Genomic DNA, 4577 nt, shown 5'->3' on the forward strand with positions numbered 1-4577 from the left:
ACGGGGCACCTTCTCCCGGCGGGAGAAGGGAAGTGCGAGCCCCTCTCCCACCGGGAGAGGGGTTGGTGTGAGGGTGCGGCGCGCCATTCCCACACCGCATGCAGACACTCGGCGCATACTCTGCGCATGTCCTGCCCGTGGAGAACACCGCAATGAAAGCCCTGATCCTCGTTCCGCTGTTGCTGCTGGCAGGCTGCGCCTCGACCGGCCTCGGCCCGGACGGCGCGCCGATGGACGTGCGCGGCGCGGAAACGACCCAGCGCAAGATGGACAACGGCGACACCGTCGACGAGTACCGCGTGGGCGGCCAACTGCGCATGGTCAAGGTGACGCCGGCGCGCGGCCCGGCCTATTACCTGTACGACCGCAACGGCGACGGCCACATGGAAGTGGATGGCAGCAAGGACAATGTGTCGCCCGTGTACTGGAAGCTGTACAGCTGGTGATGGCGCGCCCGGCACGTCGCCCAACGGTGGCGGCGCGCGGGCGTGCTCGCGTCCCCGATCTGCCCAGACGGACGAATGCATGCACGTGCCGGATGCCGGCCCCCCGTCGCGGCGTCGCCTCCCGGCGCAGCCGCGTGACAGGCCGAAGCGTATCGGCAAAGCGATAGGTCGCTGCGGCCAGCGGCCGGATGCCGGCCTCGAACGTGTTCCGCACCGCGCCGACCCCGGCGCGGGCCGGTCAGCGCCTCAGCGGATCACCAGCACCGGCACCTGGCTGTTGGCGAGCACTTCCGCGGTCTGGCTGCCAAGCAGGACCCGGCTCATGCCGCGGCGGCCGTGCGAGGTCATCACGATCAGGTCGCTGTTGCAGGCCACGGCCATGTCGATGATGCCCTCGGCGGCGTAGCGGTCAAGCACGTGGCGGCCGTGCGCGGTCACTCCGGTGGCCGCGGCGGCGGCCAGCGCCGGCGCCAGGATCTTCTGCGCGCCGGCTTCGCGGTCCTGGCGGTATTCGGGGCTGGCCTCGTAGCCCACGCTCCAGCCCATCGCGTCATACATGCCCATTGCCCACGGCTCGGACACGGTGACGATATCCACCTCCGCGCCGAGCTCGGCGGCCAGCGCCAGCCCCTGCTGCAGACCCTTGGCGGACAACTCGGAACCATCGATGGCGATCAGGATGCGCTGGTACATGGGATGCTCCGGTGACGCCGCACACGGCGGCCTGGACAGCATTGCACACCCATTGCGCGGCGCCTGCCTTGACCCGGATCAAATTCAGTCGCTGTGCGGCTTCAGCAGGCGTGCTGGATTGCCGGCCACGCGCGCGCCGGCCGGCACGTCGCGGGTGACCACGCTGCCGGCGCCGACCACCGCGTCGTCGCCGATGGTCACGCCCGGCAGCACGATCGCGCCGCCGCCGATCCAGACGTTGCGCCCGATCGTCACCGGCCGCCCCAACTCCAACCCCTCGGCGCGCTGCGCAGCATCGCGCGGATGATCGGCGGCATAGAGCTGCACCGCCGGCCCGATCTGGGTGCCGGCGCCGATGTGCACCGGTACCACGTCCAGGATCACGCAGTTGAAGTTGAGGAACACGTCCTCGCCGAGATGGATGTTGTAGCCGTAGTCGCAATGGAACGGTGGCCGCACCACCGCGCCACGTCCGACGGAACCCAGTCCTTCGACCAGCAGCGCGTGCCGCCGCGCCGGTGGCTCGGCCAGCGCCGCGTTGTAGCGCTGCATCCAGGCACTGGCCGCGTCCTGCTCGACCTGCAGTTGCGCGTCGTTGGGGCGATACGCCTCGCCGGCCAGCATCTTCTCTTTCTCGCTTCGCATCCTTGCCCTCCCAGGCAGTGGTCGAACGGGAATGATCGCATCGCGCTGCGTCACGGCGCGTGTCCGCTAGCGGTGAGGCGCACACGGCAGCCACGACGATGTCGTGACCCACAGACCACGCGGCATTCACCGTCCAGCAACGCCTACGCGCCCGATCATCGAACGCCCATGCCGGCACATTCCAGCCCGCGTGGACTCTCTCCCAGACAAAGGCGGTGCGCGATGTCCGAACGTGTGGAAGCAGGCCAGATGGTGTTCGTGGCCGATGGCGAGGCCGGTGTAGGGGCGGTGCGCGAGGTCCGTGACGGCGGCGCCACGTTCGTCGTCAATATCGAGAACGGCGGCGATTTCGTGGTGCCGGCGAGCGCTGTGCGCGACGTGCATTTCGGCAAGGTGATCCTGGCGGTCGAGCACTTGCCGGCGCCGCTGCGCGGGGCGTTGCGGCATCCGCATGATGCCGAACTGCCGACCTCGACCTATGCCGCCAGCGATCCGGGCGACGGCGCATTGAAGGACTGAGGCGGCACACTTTCCGGCTACAACGCCGCAGCTGCGATGCAGCCGGAGTCCAAAGGGTTGCGCGCTTGGCGGCCGTCCACAGCGGGCCAGCGCTGGACGACCGCCGCTGCCGCCAGGCGCTGGAGGGATAGCGCTGTCGCGCGGCCGTCCCGCGGTCACAGCCTGGGACCCGTGGCCCCCGGATGAACAGCATTGCCTGGCACCTGCGTGACCGGGCCGGGCAAGTGCGACGGCGACGGCGGCAGGTGCTAACGTTCCGCGCTTCGCATCTCATCCCGCTCCCGGAGCCGCGCATGTCCGCCACTGCTTTCCCCGCCTCCCGTTGCGCCCGCCGGGCGCTGGTCCTCGGCATCGGCCTGGCGCTCGCCGGCGCCGCGCAGGCGCAGGTGGTGCGCACACCGGACGTGCCGGCGCCGCAGGACACGCCCTACCCCGGCACCCTGACCCTGCAGGTGGACGCCGGCGATGTGCGTCAGGGTATCTACCGGGTGCACGAGACCATCCCGGTCAGCGCCGGACGGCTGACCCTGCAGTACCCGCAGTGGATTCCCGGCGACCATTCGCCGAGCGGGCCGGTGGCGATGCTGGCCGGCCTCACCCTCACCGCCAACGGCAAGCCGCTGCCGTGGCGCCGCGACACCTTCGACGTGTACAGCTTCCACGTCGACGTGCCGCAGGGCGTGAGCGCGATCGACGCCAGCTTCCAGTACCTGTCGCCGCGCGACGACGGCTTCGAGATGACCGACAAGATGCTGCAGCTGGAGTGGAACAAGGTGGCGCTGTACCCGGCCGGCCACGACACCCGCGGCATCACCGTGGCGCCGAGCGTGACTCTGCCGGCCGGCTGGGAATTCGGCACGGCGCTGGAGACCGCCAGCCGCGACGGCGCCACCACCACCTTCAAGCCAGTGGACTTCACCACCCTGGTCGACTCACCGATCTACGCCGGGCGCTACTTCAAGCGCGTGGACCTGACCCCGGCCGGCGGCGCGCCGGTGCACCTGGACGTGGTCGCCGACGCACCGCGGTTCCTGGACATCAGCGCCGAGCAGCTGCAGGCGCACCGCAATCTGCCGGTACAGGCGATCAAGCTGTTCGGCTCGCATCACTATGCGCATTACGACTTCCTGTTCTCGCTGTCGGACGTGCTGGGCGGCAACGGCCTGGAGCATCACCAGTCCAGCGAGAACGGGCTGGCTGCCGACTACTTCAGCGCCTGGGACGAGAACGCGCCGGACCGCGACCTGCTGGCGCACGAATACACGCACTCCTGGAACGGCAAGTTCCGGCGTCCGGCCGACCTGTGGACGCCGACCTTCAACGTGCCGATGGGCGACTCGCTGCTGTGGGTCTACGAGGGCCAGACCCAGTACTGGGGTTATGTGCTGACCGCCCGCGCCGGCATGTGGACACCGCAACAGTTCCGCGATGCGCTGGCGATGACCGCGGCCAACTACGATCGCAACCGCGCCGGCTTCCGCTGGCGCTCGCTGGAGGACACCACCAACGACCCCACCGCCGCGCATCGCGCGCCGCTGCCCTACCGCAGCTGGCAGATGAGCGAGGACTACTACAGCGGCGGGCAGATGGTGTGGCTGGCGGTGGACGCCAAGCTGCGCGCGATGAGCGGCGGGCGCAAGTCGCTGGACGACGTGGCCAAGGCGTTCTTCGGCGTCGACGACGGCAGCTTCGCGGTCAAGACCTACACCTTCGACGACGTCATCGCCGCGCTCGACGGCGTGGTCCACTACGACTGGGCCGACTACATCAACCGGCGCGTGTACCAGGTGGATCCGCCGCTGCTGGAAGGCCTGCAGGCCAGCGGCTGGAAGCTGGTGTACACCGACCAGCCCAGCGCATTCGAGAAGCAGTACGACGGCCGCCACCAGTCGGCGCGGCACCGCTACAACTTCGCCTGGTCGATCGGCCTGGTGATGAACGACGACGCCAGCATCAACGACGTGCTGTGGGACGGCCCGGCGTTCAAGGCCGGGGTCAGCAGCGGCGCCACGGTGCTGGCGGTCAACGGCCAGGACTACTCGCGCGACACGCTCAAGCAGGCGATCGCCGACGCCAAGGGCGGCAGCGCGCCGATCATGCTGACGCTCAAGTACCAGGGCGGCGTGCGCGACGTGCCGGTGAACTACCACGACGGCCTGCAGTATCCGCACCTGGTGCGGGTCGAGGGCACGCCGGACTACCTGAGCAAGATCATCGCCGCACGGCGCTGAGCCGACCCGCCGCCGCTGCGGTCAACGCAGCGGCGGCAGGGGG

The 4577-nt window shown here is 69.7% G+C and carries 5 protein-coding genes; 3 read left to right on the plus strand and 2 right to left on the minus strand.

All coding sequences use genetic code 11. The annotated features are described in order from the left end of the window. The first annotated feature begins 152 nt into the window (after positions 1 to 152). Positions 153 to 446, plus strand: a complete 294-nt coding sequence (locus D183_RS0118715) for a DUF2782 domain-containing protein (RefSeq protein WP_017910345.1) — start codon at positions 153 to 155, stop codon at positions 444 to 446. Positions 447 to 692: 246 nt separating this feature from the next. Here D183_RS0118715 and D183_RS0118720 read toward each other — a convergent pair whose 3' ends face one another. Both D183_RS0118720 and D183_RS0118725 read right to left on the minus strand, forming a co-directional pair. Further along, positions 693 to 1139, minus strand: coding sequence for a universal stress protein (locus D183_RS0118720; protein WP_017910346.1), 447 nt, complete (start codon positions 1137 to 1139; stop codon positions 693 to 695). 84 nt (positions 1140 to 1223) lie between these two features. After that, complete coding sequence (locus D183_RS0118725) at positions 1224 to 1784, minus strand: sugar O-acetyltransferase (protein WP_017910347.1); 561 nt, start codon at positions 1782 to 1784, stop codon at positions 1224 to 1226. Between the two features lie 249 nt (positions 1785 to 2033). Here D183_RS0118725 and D183_RS0118730 point away from each other — a divergent pair, with 249 nt between their 5' ends. Then, entirely contained in the window at positions 2034 to 2303 is a 270-nt protein-coding gene (locus D183_RS0118730) for a hypothetical protein (RefSeq protein WP_017910348.1), read from the plus strand. A 293-nt stretch (positions 2304 to 2596) separates the two neighbouring features. Continuing rightward, positions 2597 to 4534: a M61 family metallopeptidase gene (locus D183_RS0118735; protein ID WP_017910349.1), complete on the plus strand. Its 1938-nt coding sequence runs from the start codon at positions 2597 to 2599 to the stop codon at positions 4532 to 4534. The last annotated feature ends 43 nt before the right edge of the window (positions 4535 to 4577 follow it).

Source organism: Xanthomonas sp. SHU 199, from assembly GCF_000364665.1.
Lineage (GTDB): Bacteria > Pseudomonadota > Gammaproteobacteria > Xanthomonadales > Xanthomonadaceae > Xanthomonas_A > Xanthomonas_A sontii.

What these genes read in the sequence shown, in the direction of transcription:
- D183_RS0118715 (WP_017910345.1), top strand. Translation starts at nt 153, where the DNA reads ATGAAAGCCCTGATCCTCGTTCCGCTGTTGCTGCTGGCAGGCTGCGCC.
- D183_RS0118720 (WP_017910346.1), bottom strand. Translation starts at nt 1,139, where the DNA reads ATGTACCAGCGCATCCTGATCGCCATCGATGGTTCCGAGTTGTCCGCC.
- D183_RS0118725 (WP_017910347.1), bottom strand. Translation starts at nt 1,784, where the DNA reads ATGCGAAGCGAGAAAGAGAAGATGCTGGCCGGCGAGGCGTATCGCCCC.
- D183_RS0118730 (WP_017910348.1), top strand. Translation starts at nt 2,034, where the DNA reads ATGGTGTTCGTGGCCGATGGCGAGGCCGGTGTAGGGGCGGTGCGCGAG.
- D183_RS0118735 (WP_017910349.1), top strand. Translation starts at nt 2,597, where the DNA reads ATGTCCGCCACTGCTTTCCCCGCCTCCCGTTGCGCCCGCCGGGCGCTG.